This is a genomic window from Streptomyces sp. NPDC056161, from assembly GCF_042268025.1.
Taxonomy (GTDB): domain Bacteria; phylum Actinomycetota; class Actinomycetes; order Streptomycetales; family Streptomycetaceae; genus Streptomyces.
In genome coordinates this window covers 16,080-30,143 of sequence record NZ_JBHJUV010000069.1, presented here as the reverse complement: position 1 = coordinate 30,143, position 14,064 = coordinate 16,080, and the positions used below count along the sequence as shown (strand labels likewise).

Below are 14,064 nucleotides of genomic sequence, written 5' to 3'. Positions count from 1 at the left end.
CGCACCGGAGCCGGTGCACGAAGAACTCCCGGTGTCTTCACACTACTCCGCCCAGCGACCCGAGAGACCACGGACGACCAGGCATTTTCCTGCTTCCGGACGGCCCGGACCGTAACCTTCCTCATGACTTGCCTCATGCTCGAAGAGCGACTCGCACAGTACGCAAGGCCGGCGTTGCACCCCGCCGATCCGACTGCACCCGGCCGCGAAGGGTGTACGCGTCAGGGATTTCCGGGGCTGGGCGGGAGCGCTACACGTGGAAGGGCACGGTGGTGATGACAATTTTGGGTAGGGGACGCAGGGCGCGGCGCAGGCGTGGGGCGGTGCGGCTGTGGAGGAGTTGGTGGCGCCGCTGCCGGGTGATGATCTCCGGAAGGATCACCGTGAGGGTGAGGTCGGGGTGCTGCCGGTGCAGAGCCTCGATGTAGTGGACGAGAGGTGCCACGGTCGCCCGGTAGGGGGAGACGACGATCTCGAGAGGGAGGTGGTCGCCCCACAGCGTCCAGTAGGTGCGTACTCGTTCGGCCTCCTGCTGGGTGAGGCTGATGTGGAGGGCGAGGACAGGCTGGCGGAGCGAGGCCGCGTAGGCGAGGGCCCGCATGCCGGCTAGGTCGAGGGTCGCGAGGGCGACGATGATGAGGTGGCGGATCTCCGCGGGCAGTTCCTCGTTCTCCCCGTTCGTCTCCGGCTGCGCCGCGTGCCGTCGCGGGGCGGGGGAGGCGCCCGGCGTGGCTGAGTCCGTGGCCGGTCCCACGGTGGTGTGCGCGGGTAGTTCGACGGCGTGCGGGCGCAGCCGCAGACTGGCGCGGACGGCGGCGTAGTGGTAGTGGATTCGCAAGGTGAGCAGTAGGAACAGTGCGACGGCGATGATCGCCACCCAGGCGCCCGAGGTGAACTTGCTGATGCCCGCGGTGATGAAGACCACGGCTGACAGAAGGCCGCCCAGCGCGTTGAAGAGCAGGCTTTTGCGCCAGTGCCGGTCACGCAGCCGCCACCAGTGGACGACCATGCCGGCCTGGGAGAGCGTGAAGGCGAGGAAGACGCCGACCGCGTACAGCGGGATGAGGGCCGCCGTCTGTCCGTCGAACGCCACGTAGACCAGGGTGGCGGCCGCCGAGAGCAGGACGACTCCGTTGCTGTAGGCCAGCCGGTCACCCAGGCGCATGAAAACCCGGGGAGCGTAGTCGTCACGCGCGAGGAGGGACAGCACGCGGGGGAAGTCGTTGTACGCCGTGTTCGCGGCGAGGAGGAGGACGGCAGCGGTGGCGGCCTGGACGAAGACATACATCCATCCGGAGCCGAAGCTGAGATGGGCCAGTTGGGAAAGCACCGTCTCCCTGCTGCGGGGCACTACCCCGGCGAGATGGATCACGACGATGATGCCGGTGAACATGGCGATGAGCAGGCCCACCATCCAGGTGAGAGTCGTACGGGCCTGACGCCACTCGACGGGCTTGAAAGCCGGTACCGCATTCGAGATCGCCTCGATACCGGTCATCGCCGTGGCGCCGGACGAAAAAGCCCGCATGATCAGATAGAGCCCCACGCTCTCGGTGACCGTGACGGCCGGGGCGGGACGTGGCCGGTAGTCCTGCCCCGCGGCGTGGATGAGTCCCGAGACGATGAGGGCGAACATCGCGACGATGAAAGCGTAGGTCGGAGCGGCGAACAGAGTGCCCGCCTGCCGGACGCCGCGCAGGTTTCCGGCGAGCAGAACGACGATTACCCCGACGCCGATGGGCACGGTGTCGGGGGCCAGCGACGGGAGCGCCGACGTGATGGCCGCCACGCCCGAGGCCACCGACACCGCGACGGTGAGGACGTAGTCGGTCATCAGTCCCGCTGCCGCCACCAGACCGGCCACTGGCCCCAGGTTGGCGCCGGCCACGATGTAGGAGCCGCCACCGTGCGGATAGGCGCGGATGGTCTGACGGTACGACAGGCCGACCGCCAGCATCAGGACCACGACCGCGCCGGAGACCGGGAACGAGTACGCAAGCCCGGCCGTTCCCGCGAGCACGAGAACCGCGAGCAGGGCCTCGGGACCGTAGGCGACCGAGGACAGCGCATCGGCCGACAGCACGGGCAGGGCCACGAGCTTGCGCATCCGCTCGGACACCAAGGCGGAACTCCTCAGCGGCATCCCCAGCACGAGTCGCCGCGCCCACGCCCCGGCACGCCCCAGCCGCCCACGAGGCTGTTCCTCCGTGTCGACCTGCTCGCCCGGCAAAGACACCCCCAAGGGCGGGAGAGGGACCAGGCGCCCGAACCGGGCCGGCCGGAGTTGTGCCGCAGGCGGGAACGCGCCCAGATCCGGGTCGACGGGCAGAGCCCGACGCCATTCCTCGGGAGACACCGACACCCGACCCCAGGCACGGCCCACCCCACGCAGGACACACAGTTGCTCCTCGTCCAGTTCCGCCAGTTGCGCGGCGGGCCCGGGCGGTCCCGCCGACTCCCCGCCTCGACTGCCCTTTGCATCTGTCACACCGCGCAGTGTGACCGATCAAGACACCCGAGCGGCGATGACATGCCAGTGTCGGACACCCACAAGATCGCACCGGGTGGCCCACCACCGGATTGAGATGAACGTGCTCGATGATCTACCGCAACAAGGCGCTCGACCAAGATCCACACCTTTTTCCTGGGGCTGCTCCGGGTCATTCGAAAGGGCGGGACGCCCAGGGGTGCCGGGTATGGCTACCAAGATCCAGCCGATGTCGTGGCTTTCGGGGATTGGCCGCCCGGCACCCCGCGACGACTCGACCGCTGATGGGGACGCGCGAAGAAGATCGCTTGTATGGACACGCCGGCGAGGTCGTCTGCCGGGACAAGAACCGCACACGCAGCAAGGAGGACCTGGTGCCGGAACTGTGGGCTGGGACGGATGCGGGCAAGACCGATCACCATTGCACGGTGATCGATACAGACGGGAAGACAGTGGCGGAGGCTGGGCGGTTCGATGGTGACGGTGGCCGTTTCAATCCATTCGGGCAGTTGGTCGCCTTGCAGGTTGGTGAGCATGTGAGCGAAGGCGCGCACGTGCTCGGCGAGTGTGGTCAGTGTGGGGCAGTTGGCCAGGACGGCCTTGAGCTGGAGCCGGTCGTGCTCGGTCAGAGCGTCGAGGTGGGTCAGAAGCCAGCGGGTGACGGCGCGGGCCGAAGGTGGCCGGGGTCCGACCGGCTGGGGCTGGCCACGAAGAGTCCTGCTCACGCGTTTTGACCCGGCACCACGCCCGGATCGTCAGCCACGACTGAAGTCCTTTATTTCAATCCGGCGATCCTGCCAGGGCCTTGAACGCCGGGCGGAGCAGGCTGGCGATGCGGTCGGCTGGGGCGTCACGAAGAGCGGCCAGACCGAGGAACTGGTGGCCGATGGTGACGCCCAGCAAGGTGGTGATGACCAGTGCGGCGCGCAGCTCGGGGTCCTCGGCTGCGGGCAGGGCGGCGCTGACGCTGTCGATCTGCCGATCGAGGGTGACGCGGACGTGATCGGCTGCTGCCGGGTCGGTGAGCATGGAGCGCAACATCACCAGTGTGCCCTCGGGAAGGGCGCCGAGCTTGAGGTCGAGCGTGGCCAGCAGCTGATCGACGAGCGCGTCGGTGTCAGTGGCAGCCGGCAGTGACGGCAACGCCTGTACTGCTTGGGTGAAAAGCTCGCGCTTCGAGCCGAAGTACTGCATGACGAGAGCCGGGTCGACGCCTGCCGCGGTCGCCACGGCGCGGATGGTGGTGCGATCGAATCCCTTCTCGGCGAACAGCTCCCGGGCGCTGTTGAGGATGCGCAGTTCGGTGGCTCGGCGGCGGTCGGCACGGGACCGGTGAGGGGAGGGCACCAATTCACTCTACAGCCGTTGACCGAACCCTGGGTCGACTCCTACGGTGGTTGGGTCAACACGTGTTGAGTGAATGGAGTGATCCCTGTGCCGGATCTGGAGACGCCTGCCGTCCGCACCCCTCGCGAGGTGCTGGCCCGGTACTACCAGGCCATGCTCGACAAGTCCGCAGACGATCTCGCCGATCTGTATGCCGTGGAGGCGGTGCACGAGTTCCCGTTCACCTCTCCTGGCTTTCCCCCGCGTTACGAGGGGCGCGAGGCCGTGCGTGCGGGATACCGGGCGGCCTGGGGCGCCAGCCCCGTCCAGGTGGAGGAGATCAGGAAGATCGCGGCTTACGAGACCGCCGATCCGGAAGTGATCATCGCTGAGCATGTCGTGGTGGGAACGCTGCCGACCAGACGTACGACCTTCACTGTCCCGGGTCTCCTGATACTCCACGTCCACAGCGGACTGGTCACGCGAGTCCACGACTACATGGACGGCTTGGGAGTCGCCAGTGCCAGAGGATGAACGCCAGGCCGACAGGGGCGGACCAGGCCACTTGGGAAGCGGCTCACGGAGCTGGGGCTGGTGGCAGGCCGGGGCCGGCAGCGCACCGACTCCACGCACGTGCTTGCCGCGGTGAGGGACCTCAATCGTCTGGAGTTCGTCGGCGAGACGCTGCGGGCCGCACTGGAGGCGGTCGCCGTCGCCGCACCCCAATGGCTCGCGTCCTGGATGCCCCCGGCCTGGCAGAAACTGTACGGGGCCCGAATGGACTCCTATCGGCTGCCAAGTGATGGGACAGGCCGTCACCGCCGCTGTCGCTCACCGCACCCGGGAGGTGCTCACACCCGCCGGCATCGCCAGCTCCTCGCGCCGAAGCCCCGGCACACGCCGCCGCTCCCCGTAGGCGCCTACCCCCACATCCTCCGGGCGCAGCTGAGAGCGCCACGCCCGCAGAAAGCCCCCGAGCCGCGTTTTCCCATCCATGGCTTCGAGTATGGACCGCCCCGCACCACCTAGCCCGACCGAGCCGTGGATAGGCAACGGCCGGTCTGGCTCATAGCCCTGATGACGCTCGTGGACAACGGTCACCCCGAACTCGCTGGGAGCGGTGGGTCTGCGCCGAGTGTGGCGGCATTCTGCCATGGCCGACATCCGCCTCACTCGGTCCGTTGATCCTGCCCGGACCCAACTGCGAGATTGGCCAGGCGGCTCAGGTGTTCTCGTGTCTGCGGACTTGGCCGCACGGTGATGTTTCACTCCTTGGTTAGGAGCACGATGGCGCGACGAAGACGAACAGGTGTGATTGCCGCGGCGTCGGCCGTGTTGATCGCCGCGGCGCTGATTTCGCCTGCGGCTGCAGCCGCCGACCCGATCAGCCCGACTGACTCCAAGAGCGCTGGCGCGAGCAAGGTCGTACCCGCTGATCCCGACGGGCCACAGGGGCCAGGTCGGTCGCCCGTTGCTGGGCGCGACGACCGGGCCGGGCGCGACAACCCGGATTCGATCTACAGGGCGGGGAAGACCGACGGGTTCCAGCCGCTGACTGACAATTCGCTGTCGGATACTGCGGCCGAGAAGCTGGGCAACGCCGACACCAGGCTGCTGCAACAGGCGCAGGCGTCGAAGAAGAAGTCGGTCACGGTGTTGATGCTGGCCCGGAAGGGCGCGACCGAGGACGTCGTCGCCGCGGTGGAGAAGGCCGGCGGGACCGTCGGGTCGGTGACCGGAAAGGTCGGCTACGTCCGGGCGACCGTCCCGACCGACAGCGTGACCACCTTGGCCGGCCTTCGGTCGGTCGCGGCGATCGACCTGAACCGGACGTACAAGATCCCGGGCCCGGATCTGGGCGCCGTGGGTGCGAAGACAGCGGCAACGAAGGCCGCGGGGCCGACCGCGCCCGGCGCGAACACGCCCGCCGACAACCCGTACTTACCGATCAACGAGACCGGCGCCGAAGCCTTCGTCAAGGACAACCCGGCCTGGGACGGGCGCGGCACGGTCGTCGGCGTGCTGGACACCGGCGTCGACGTCGAGCATCCCGCGCTACAGACGACCAGCGACGGCAAGCCCAAGATCGTCGATTGGATGTCCGAGACCGATCCGGTCACCGACCGCGACGGCAGCTGGGTGCGGATGTCCACCACCAAGACGGGTCCGACGTTCAGCTACCTGGGCAAGACCTGGACGATCCCGGAGGGCACGTTCCAATTCGGCGTGTTCTACGAGAACGCGACGGCCGGGAGCGACTTCGAGGGCGACCTCAACCGGGACGGCGACACCCTGGACTTCTACGGGGTTCTGTACGACCCGACCACACACAGGATCTGGGTCGACGGCAACAACAACCAGGACCTCACCGACGAGACACCGATGGCCCCGTTCGCGGTCGACCGCCAGGTCGGCCACTTCGGGAGCGACGATCCCGCAACACCGCAGAACGAGCGCATCCCGTTCGTCGTCGAGTACCGCGACAACGTCGATCTCTCCTCGCTCGGCGGCAGCAACGTCGGCAAGACCGCGAACTACGTGTCTATCGGGTTGCCGGTCGCCTCGCACGGCACCCATGTGGCGGGGATCACCGCCGGCACGTCGATGTTCGGCGGCCAGATGCACGGCGCCGCACCGGGCGCGCAGATCGTGTCCGCCCGCGCCTGCACTTGGGGCGGTGGCTGCACCCAGGCGGCACTGACCGAGGGCATGATCGACCTGGTCACCAATCGCCATGTCGACGTCGTCAACCTGTCCATCGGTGGGCTTCCCGCGTTGAACGACGGCTCCGACGTGATCGCCGCGCTCTACGACGAACTGATCGACCGCTACGGCGTGCAGATCATCATCGCCGCCGGCAACGACGGACTCGGCACCAACACCGTCAGCTCGCCGTCCGTGGCGGGCAAGGCCATCTCGGTCGCCGCGTCCGTCAGCTCCGACACCTGGTGGGCCGGCTACGGGTCGAAGGTCGCCACCAAGCAGGGCATCTTCGGCTTCTCCTCCCGCGGTCCCGCTGAGAACGGGGCGCTGGCGCCGCAGGTGTCCGCGCCCGGCGCCGCCATCTCCTCGATACCGATGTGGTTGTCCGGTGAAGCCGTCCCCGAGGCCGGGTATTCGCTGCCGACCGGGTATGGCATGGCCAACGGCACCTCTATGGCGGCCCCGCAGGTCGCCGGAGCGGCGGCACTGCTGCTGTCGGCCGCCAAGGCCCATTCACTGACGGTCAGTTCGGCAGCGCTGAAGACCGCCCTGACCGGCACCGCCGACCCGATCCCCGGCGTCCCGACCGTCGCGCAGGGCGCCGGCATCATCGACACCGTCGCGGCCTGGAAGCAGCTCAGCGCTGGGGCCAACACCAATTTGCTCACTGTGTCGGCTCCCGTTTGTAGTTCGCTGTCCGGCCTCCTCGCGACTCCGAACACCGGCGTCGGCATCTACAACCATTGTCTGCCAACGGCAGGCGGCCAGGTGACCGGTGCGCAGAAGACCTACAAGGTCCGCGTCACCCGGACCAGCGGTGCCGCCGGGAACGTCGTGCACCGGATCGGTTGGATCGGCAACGACGGCACGTTCAGCGCCCGCGCGGCGATGCCCCTGCGCCTCGGAAAGCCGGCTGATATCACGGTCACCGCGACCGCGACGACCTCCGGCATACATAGCGCGATCCTGACCATTGACGACCCGGCAACGGGCGGCATCGACCAGTTCGTCCCCGTCACCGTGCTGGCGACCAAGCCGCTGGCCAAACCCGACTACGCGGTCATCAGTTCCGGCACACTCGGCCGAACCGGAACCACCTCGCTGCTGGTGCCCGTTCCCGAGGGCGTCGAAGCACTGCAGCTGACCCTGGGCCGGCTCACCGACGGCAGCCAGGTCCGCGCACTGCCCATCGACCCCGACGGCATGCCCGCGGACTCCAACGCCAGTGACCACTGCTACACCGACTACACCGACCCGGCGAACTGCAACGCCACCGCACGACCGGTGTACCGACCCGAACCCGGTATCTGGGAGTTCGTGATCGAGTCCCGCAGGACGTCTCCGGTCGAACGGAACCCGTACACAGCGACAGTTTCGCTGCAGGGCATGTCGTTCGAGCCAGGGACCGTCACAGTCGACAAGGTGACGATGAACTCGGCGACCGATGTCGGATCGACGGGGACAAACACCTTTGGCCCTGCGACCGCCCACGTCGCAACTGGCGAGATCGGCGATGTCCGCAACTTGTTCTCCACGGTCTCGCAAGGCGAAATCACATCCAACATGCTCTATGTTCCTCGTCAGACGACCCGGCTCGACGTGACGCTGACGCCCAGAGACGCTGCCGATCTGGACTTCTATGTGTATTTCAACGGCACGCCGATAGGCCAGAGCACCACGACCGGGGACTCGCCCGAGCGCATCGTCATCGATGATCCACGGCCAGGCACGTACTTCATCGTGGTCGCGGGAGTCGCCGTACCCAAAGACAATGTCACGTTCGACTACCACCAAGAGATGTACTCGAAGGGCCTCGGGACCAACGCCGATGCGTTCTCAGCAGGTGATCTTGAGGAGGGCGGTGGCGTGCTGGGGTTGTGACCTGTAGTAATCGGCTGCGGCGGCGATGTTGGCCCAGCCGGCCTGGCGCATCAGCCCGATGGCGAGGTTGCGCAGGGTGGCCATGGCGCGGGGCGCACTGCCAGTGCGGATCTTGGAGGCATCCTCGGCGAAGGTCACGTCTCGCACGTGGTGTAGGGCCTCAACTGACCAGTGGTTCTGGACGAGTTCGGCAAGTTGTGCCGGGCTGGCTTGTTCGGGCGGGAGGCTGGTGACCGCGTAGACGGTCGTTGTCTCGACCTTGCCGGTCTTGCGGTTGGTGCGGCGGCGCTTGATCTCCATCGCCTGGACAGCGTGCGGGAAGAGCAGGCCGGGACGGACGGTGCAGACCTTCAGACGGCGGACCTCGCGGCGGCCGTGCCCGGCCCCGGTGGTGCGGGCCTGCAGCGGGATCTGGCGCCAGGGCAGGTGCCGCAGTTGCTTGCGGAGCTTCTTCTGGTTCCCCTTGACGACCAGAAGGTAGTGGCCGCCGGCGGTGATGACGTGTTCGGCGTGGGCGCGCTGGGTGTGCATCGCGTCGGCGGTGACAACGACTTTGCGCAGGTCGATCTGGTCCAGCAGTGGGGCGAAGGCGGGTATTTCATTGCTCTTCGTGGCGACCTGGCGCTGGGCGATCACGGTCTGGCAGGCGTGGAGCGCGGCGGCGAGCAGGTGGACGGCTGCGCCGTCGGTGCGGGATCCGCGCACGGTCTTGCCGTCTACGGCCAGGCCGACGAGCGTGTCGCCGGGTTCGTCGACCGGGTCGGTGGCATACCGGGCGAGCCAGGCGCCCACGGCGTCGTCGAGCGCGTCGCCGTTCAGGCGGGCGAGGAGCCGTCCCAGGGTGGAGGCGTTCGGCATGCTGGAGGTCAGCCCGAGTTGTTCGCGCAGGTCGTAGTGGGTATCGGCGGCGAAGCGGGCGATGGCTGCCAGGGACGTGGCTCCGCCGAGGACGGCGACCAGGCACAGCGCGAGCAGGGAGCCCAGGCGGTAGCGGCGGCCCCGGACCCGACGGGGATCGGGTATCCCTCCCAGCACCTCCCGCAAGTGAGGTGAACTGCCGCGGATCCGGGCAGGCGGAGTCGATGTCCTCGCAGTGGCGTTGCAGGACACCGATCAGGGAAGATGGCACGCGAACGCGACCCCTGTTCGTGATCAAAGGCTTCGACAACCTTGATCATCAGGGGTCGCGTCTCTCGTTGCCGAACCGGGCGAACCGCAAGCAGTGGCACAACACGAGCGATCAGCTCATCTCGCCAGCTGAGAACGCATCAGCCCTGATCCTCCATCCGGTTGAACCGCCCGCCTGCGGTGTTGAGCGACCACTCGCCCTCGTCCATGCCCCCGTCGACGGCCGGCCGGGACTGCCCGCGGTCGCCCGGAGTTCCCGGTCGACGGACCGATCGGCAGACTTACCCGAGCACGCGGCCAACCGGTTCGGCGCAGATCCGCGAGACCTCGCTCTTGGAGATCCCGCCGTCCGCGCCGGGGGCCTTGACCAGCTCGTCGACCGAGCGAGTGGACACTCCGTGGACGTACGCCTCCATGACGACGGCGAAAAGGGCCTGGTCAATACGGCGGCGACGCTCCAGCAGGCTGGGGAAGAAGCTGCCCGAGCGCAGCTTGGGTATGGCCAGATTGAGGTCGCCGGCCTGCGTGGTCAGTGTCTTGTCTCGGTGCCCGTTGCGCAGTGCGGTACGTGTGTCGGTGTGCTCGTTCCACTGAGCGCGGATCCTTGCGCTCGCCTCGGCTTCGATCAGTTCCTGGAGCATCCGCCCGGCCACCGAGCGGACGAGTTCGAGCCCGTCCGCCGAACGTGGTGACTCCAGCAGGCGCAGTAGGTCAGACTGGGACAGGGCCACCGTGCACCTCCCGGATGAACTGGGCGATCACCAAGGAGAGTTGCAGGTGGCCCGCCTGCTGGGCAGGGAGCGGAATCCCTGTCAGTACACGCCACTGGGCGTACGCCCCATCCTTGATCGGCTACACCACCGAGCGGGACGCCATCAGGCCGCCCGCTCGCCGAAGCCTCCCCCGGTGCGACTTGTGGATCCGGGCCCGCCGCTGCGGCACCCAGGCCAGGCAAGCCGCGTCCATCGCCTCGACGGAGGAGAAGGCCCGGCCGGACAGGACAGGATCGCGGACGATCAGGACCTGGCGTTCGACCCGGCCCCTGCCGGTGCGCCGGCAGGCGGCCAGCACGTCCATGTCGAAGTCGCAGTGACCGGCGAGACCGACCGCCTCCGGGCGCGGCGGGACCGCCTCGCCCTGGGCGACGTGACGGCGCACGACGGTCTTGGTCCGGTCCTAGACGATCGTCATCGGCACGCCGCCGAAGTGAGCAAACGCCCGCCGGTGACAGAAGCCGGTCACGGACGCCCTTCCTCGCCCCGCAGGTACACCCCCGCACGCGCCGCAGCCGCGGCGGCCTCGGCGGCCTGGTCTGCGGCAGCTTCGTCGAGCCGATCGCTGCTGGTCAGCAGACGGTAGTAGAGGGGGGCGGAGACAGCTCGGATCACCTCGCGGACATCGGTCTCCTCAGGCACCTCGCCCCGGTCGATGGCCTGCTGGACGCAGGGTGCCCACTCCGTGACGCGGATGTCGTAAAAGCGGTGCAGGGCCTCGGCTGTCTTCGCCTCGCAGGTGGCGGCGGCGATCACCGCCTTGAACAGCGCCCCCTGCCGCGGGTCGGCCAAGGTCCGCTGCACGAGCCGGGCGTTGGCCTTGAGATCACCGAGCAGCGAGCCGGTCTCGGTCCGTGGCAGTGACTGCTCGGCCATGTCCATCAGCAGGTCGGCCACCAAGATGGTCACCGTTCCCCAGCGGCGGTAGACGGTGGTCTTGCCCACCTCGGCACGGCGTGCGATGTCGGCGAGGTCCAGGTGGGCAAAACCGCGCTCCGCCAGGGCGTCCCCAGTCGCCTGCAGCACCGCCGCCCGTACCCGTGCCGTACGCCCTCCGGGACGGACGGTCCCCGGATCTGCACCCTCAAACCCCATAACGGGACTCCAGTTCCCTTAATCGCCTGCACCTGCTAGGTTGAGGACCCAGATTAACGGAACTCAAGACCCATTAGCCAGATCAGGCGACGAGAGAGGAACAGCCATGGAATACAGGCGGCTGGGTGCATCCGGCCTCAAGGTCCCCGCACTGAGCTTCGGCGCCGGCACCTTCGGCGGCCAAGGGCCGCTGTTCGGCGCCTGGGGCAACACCGACGCGCAAGAAGCACGCCGTCTCGTGGACATCTGCCTCGACGCCGGGATCACGATGTTCGACTCCGCCGACGTCTATTCCGGCGGTGCCTCCGAGGAGGTGCTGGGCGCAGCGATCAAAAGCCGCAGGGACCAGGTGATCGTGTCGACCAAGACCAGCCTGCCGATGGGCGACGGCCCAGGCGATGCGGGCTCCTCACGTTCGCGCCTGCTCACCGCATGCGAGGACGCCCTGCGTCGGCTCGGCACCGACTACATCGACCTGTTCCAGCTGCACGCCTTTGACGCCGGCACACCGATCGAGGAAGTCCTGTCCACACTCGACGATCTCGTACGAGCAGGAAAGGTCCGTTACCTCGGCATCTCCAACTTCTCCGGCTGGCAGGCGATGAAGTCCCTCGCGACCGCGGAGAAGTACGGTCACCCGCGGTATGTCGCACATCAGGTCTACTACTCACTCATCGGACGTGACTACGAATGGGAGCTGATGCCCCTCGGGCTCGATCAGGGCCTCGGAGCCCTCGTCTGGAGCCCGCTCGGCTGGGGACGGCTCACCGGCAAAGTCCGCCGCGGCCAGTCGCTACCGGCCGGCAGCCGACTGCACCGCACCGCGGACTACGGCCCGCCGGTCGAGGACGAACACCTCTACCGCGTGGTCGACGCCCTCGACGAGATCGCGCAGGAGACCGGCAAAAGCATTCCGCAGATCGCCATCAACTGGCTGCTGCAACGACCGACCGTCTCCTCCGTCATCATCGGCGCCCGCGACAAAGACCAGCTTCGTCAGAACCTCGGTGCCGTCGGTTGGACGCTCACGTCCGACCAGACGGCGAAACTCGATGCGGCGAGCGGCAAGACAGCGCCCTACCCGTACTTCCCTTACCAGCGCCAAGAAGGCTTCGCCCGCCTCAACCCGCCCCTTCTCACGCCTGCGCCTGCCGCATGACATCGGCGTCTTGCAGCAGGAACGTGCAGCCGCGCGCCCAGGACCCGGGCTGTCAGTGTGCTGTCACGCCCAACGCCTGCCCGCGGCCTGGAAAACTGCGGCGATAGCTTGCTGCGCAGCAGGCGGTGGTCCGCGCGGAGCAGGCCGAGCCCGCGCCGTGGACAGACCGACTGACCGACCTGGCCGCGCGCCCGCTGGACGGCAAGACGGCCGAGGCGGTGATCGTATGACCGAGCCAGCGGCGTCGGCTTCGGGGAACTGGACCTTGCCGGGCCCCTGGCCCCGGCAAGGTCCTCGCGCCGCGCGACGTCTGCCCGGACACCGGGCTCGTCCGGCTGTCGTACACGCGGGCCCGGGCCCTGCTCGACGCCCATGCCGTGGTCGGCGGGGCGTCGGGAGCGGGCTGGGACCTTCACGAGTACCGGCGCTTCGGGCTCACGCACCTCGGCGAGGCCGACGCCAGCCCACTGATGGCCCACTGATGCTCATGGCCAAAGTCCCGGCACGGGAAGCCGGAGAACGTCCGCCGCTGCTTCCACCCCTCGGCGGATGCCGTCGCCGAGGGCACCAGCCTCCTCGCCCCGGGAGACGCCCGGCACTGAAGACCACGACGGGTCGCTCCTTGCCTTCAACACCATGACCCAGCACCCGCCCCCGAACGCCCCCAACCACCCCGCTATCAGCACCTGTACCCACCGGAACCGGAACCCAGCACTAGAGTTGCGAAGCCCCTCCGTCGACCGGAAACTCCGCTCCTGTCGAGAACGTCGCGTCGAACGCCAAGTACGCAACGGCGGCGGCTATTTCCTCGGGCGCCCCCAACCGCTGCATCGGGATCATGCTCCGGTAGGAGTCCTTCATCGCCTCGACGACGTCGGCGGGTAGGGAGCGATCCAGGACGCCCGTATCGACCGGGCCGGGGCTCACGGCATTGACCCGCACCTTTCGCGGCAGCAGCTCGCGGGCCAGTGTGCGCGTCATCGACCGCAGGGCCGCTTTGCTCGCCGAGTAGACACTGAGCGCGTCAAGGCCCTTGACGTTCACCACCGACGTGGTCAGGACCACGCCGCTTCCCTCGCGCAACAGCGGCGCCAATGCCTGCACCGTGAAGTACGGGCCCTTGGCGTTGATGTCGAACAGCGCGTCGTACATTTCTTCCGTCGTCGAGCCGAACGGCGCGGACGCGGTGACACCGGCGTTGACGAACAGCGCGTCCACCGTGCCAAACCGCTCCTGGACCGTACCGGCCAACGCCGTGATGTCCTTCAGGGACGCGGCGTCGCTGCGTACGGCGATCGCCTTGTCCCCCAACTGCTCCAGCGCGGCGTCCAGGGTGGACCGGGTGCGCCCGGTGATCAGGACGTGCGCCCCGCCGTCCGCGAACAACCGGGCCGTTGTCAGGCCGAGACCGCTGCTTCCGCCCGTGATCACGATCTTCTTGCCCTCATAAGTGGTCATGCCCGCAAGTCAAATCCCTTCTCGTGCCCACCGTCCAAGACCTGATCCGTATG

Annotated in this window: 9 protein-coding genes and 5 pseudogenes; 6 read left to right on the top strand and 8 right to left on the bottom strand. The window is 68.0% G+C overall.

What is annotated here, in order from left to right; all coding sequences use genetic code 11:
• Positions 1-250: 250 nt before the first annotated feature.
• The gene (locus ACFC09_RS39855; protein ID WP_376536954.1) at positions 251-2,425 is read right to left on the bottom strand and encodes an APC family permease; all 2,175 of its coding nucleotides are present in this window, start codon (positions 2,423-2,425) and stop codon (positions 251-253) included.
• Between the two features lie 347 nt (positions 2,426-2,772).
• On the opposite strand from ACFC09_RS39855, the gene ACFC09_RS39850 reads away from it, so the two are divergent.
• Positions 2,773-3,222, top strand: a complete 450-nt coding sequence (locus tag ACFC09_RS39850) for a hypothetical protein (protein ID WP_376536923.1) — start codon at positions 2,773-2,775, stop codon at positions 3,220-3,222.
• Between the two features lie 46 nt (positions 3,223-3,268).
• Here ACFC09_RS39850 and ACFC09_RS39845 read toward each other — a convergent pair whose 3' ends face one another.
• On the bottom strand, positions 3,269-3,835 hold the full coding sequence (locus ACFC09_RS39845; protein WP_376536921.1) for a TetR/AcrR family transcriptional regulator: 567 nt from the start codon (positions 3,833-3,835) through the stop codon (positions 3,269-3,271).
• Between the two features lie 87 nt (positions 3,836-3,922).
• On the opposite strand from ACFC09_RS39845, the gene ACFC09_RS39840 reads away from it, so the two are divergent.
• On the top strand, positions 3,923-4,348 hold the full coding sequence (locus tag ACFC09_RS39840) for a nuclear transport factor 2 family protein (RefSeq protein ID WP_376536919.1): 426 nt from the start codon (positions 3,923-3,925) through the stop codon (positions 4,346-4,348).
• 54 nt (positions 4,349-4,402) lie between these two features.
• Positions 4,403-4,630 (top strand): annotated as a pseudogene (locus tag ACFC09_RS39835) (IS1182 family transposase); the annotation flags it as partial.
• A 27-nt stretch (positions 4,631-4,657) separates the two neighbouring features.
• Here ACFC09_RS39835 and ACFC09_RS39830 read toward each other — a convergent pair.
• Positions 4,658-4,810, bottom strand: a pseudogene (locus tag ACFC09_RS39830) (transcriptional regulator); the annotation flags it as partial.
• A 291-nt stretch (positions 4,811-5,101) separates the two neighbouring features.
• Between ACFC09_RS39830 and ACFC09_RS39825 the strand changes: the two are divergent.
• A complete protein-coding gene (locus ACFC09_RS39825; protein WP_376536917.1) occupies positions 5,102-8,398 on the top strand; it encodes a S8 family serine peptidase in 3,297 nt (1,098 codons plus the stop codon).
• Here the strand turns inward: ACFC09_RS39825 and ACFC09_RS39820 are convergent.
• The 4 genes and pseudogenes from ACFC09_RS39820 to ACFC09_RS39805 form a co-directional block, all read right to left on the bottom strand.
• On the bottom strand, positions 8,354-9,433 hold the full coding sequence (locus ACFC09_RS39820) for an ISAs1 family transposase (RefSeq protein WP_376536915.1): 1,080 nt from the start codon (positions 9,431-9,433) through the stop codon (positions 8,354-8,356). The two genes, ACFC09_RS39825 and ACFC09_RS39820, sit on opposite strands and share 45 nt — an antisense overlap.
• A 398-nt stretch (positions 9,434-9,831) precedes the next feature.
• Positions 9,832-10,257: pseudogene (locus ACFC09_RS39815) on the bottom strand (transposase); the annotation flags it as partial.
• Between the two features lie 175 nt (positions 10,258-10,432).
• A pseudogene (locus ACFC09_RS39810) lies at positions 10,433-10,756 on the bottom strand (IS21 family transposase); the annotation flags it as partial.
• 8 nt (positions 10,757-10,764) lie between these two features.
• Complete coding sequence (locus tag ACFC09_RS39805) at positions 10,765-11,394, bottom strand: TetR/AcrR family transcriptional regulator C-terminal ligand-binding domain-containing protein (RefSeq protein WP_376536913.1); 630 nt, start codon at positions 11,392-11,394, stop codon at positions 10,765-10,767.
• A 106-nt stretch (positions 11,395-11,500) separates the two neighbouring features.
• On the opposite strand from ACFC09_RS39805, the gene ACFC09_RS39800 reads away from it, so the two are divergent.
• Together ACFC09_RS39800 and ACFC09_RS39795 are read left to right on the top strand one after the other, a co-directional pair.
• Positions 11,501-12,553, top strand: a complete 1,053-nt coding sequence (locus ACFC09_RS39800; protein WP_376536911.1) for an aldo/keto reductase — start codon at positions 11,501-11,503, stop codon at positions 12,551-12,553.
• Between the two features lie 269 nt (positions 12,554-12,822).
• Positions 12,823-13,155, top strand: a pseudogene (locus ACFC09_RS39795) (site-specific integrase); the annotation flags it as partial.
• 112 nt (positions 13,156-13,267) lie between these two features.
• Here the strand turns inward: ACFC09_RS39795 and ACFC09_RS39790 are convergent.
• On the bottom strand, positions 13,268-14,011 hold the full coding sequence (locus ACFC09_RS39790) for an SDR family oxidoreductase (protein WP_376536909.1): 744 nt from the start codon (positions 14,009-14,011) through the stop codon (positions 13,268-13,270).
• Between the last annotated feature and the right edge of the window lie 53 nt (positions 14,012-14,064).